This is a genomic window from Vibrio genomosp. F10 str. 9ZD137 (genome assembly GCF_049974785.1).
In the GTDB taxonomy this organism is placed as follows: Bacteria; Pseudomonadota; Gammaproteobacteria; order Enterobacterales; family Vibrionaceae; genus Vibrio.
The window spans coordinates 1-616 of the sequence record NZ_JBNGCJ010001020.1 but is presented as its reverse complement, the minus strand read 5'-3'; the positions used below and the strand labels follow the sequence as shown (position 1 = coordinate 616).

Annotated in this window: 1 protein-coding gene; it reads right to left on the bottom strand. The window is 43.8% G+C overall.

The window, feature by feature from the left end:
- Positions 1 to 520 (bottom strand): DUF2913 family protein (locus ACP45E_RS21725; RefSeq protein WP_069585526.1); only part of this gene is annotated, 520 nt, incomplete at its 3' end.
- Positions 521 to 616 lie beyond the last annotated feature (96 nt).

Sequence of the window (616 nt, the reverse complement as noted above, 5' to 3'; positions counted from 1 at the left end):
CAATAAACTCGGCATGATTACCCCGTACAAACCAGTGCATTGGTTGAGTGAGTAACTCCCCCTCAAAGCAGTCATCACACTGGTTAGCGCACAATGCTAGCGAACTATGCCCATCCGTAAAGATCTGAACTTTACCCCCACCAATTAATGGCTCTGAGGTTGAAACGTCCCAATTCGCGGCAATCATTACATCCAAAAACGTTTCAATATCACTGTCTTTAAGCTCTTTCAGCAATTCGTCTGACTGGAAAAACTGCGCATAAAACACGGAAATTCGTTTAAAGATAAAGGGTAGTCCTGCACTATCGCCTTTTGAACGCCCTGATTTTTGCCAACGAATTAAATCATCCACGACACACCGTTCAAAACGCTGACTTTTGAGAGCTTTTGTCACCCAGCGCACCAAGAAATGATTATTGGCAATTGGCGCATCAGCCAACTTGCCAGAGGCATGTTCAGCCTGCATTTCTGCTAAGGCTAGATTGACGACCTTTTGAATTTCAACTGTATAATTTGACACTATGCCTTTCTTCCTAATGTCCAATAGAATGCTACTGACAGCACAGAACACGCTGTCATTACGAATATCATCGGCCAGACTACATCGCTTGGCATA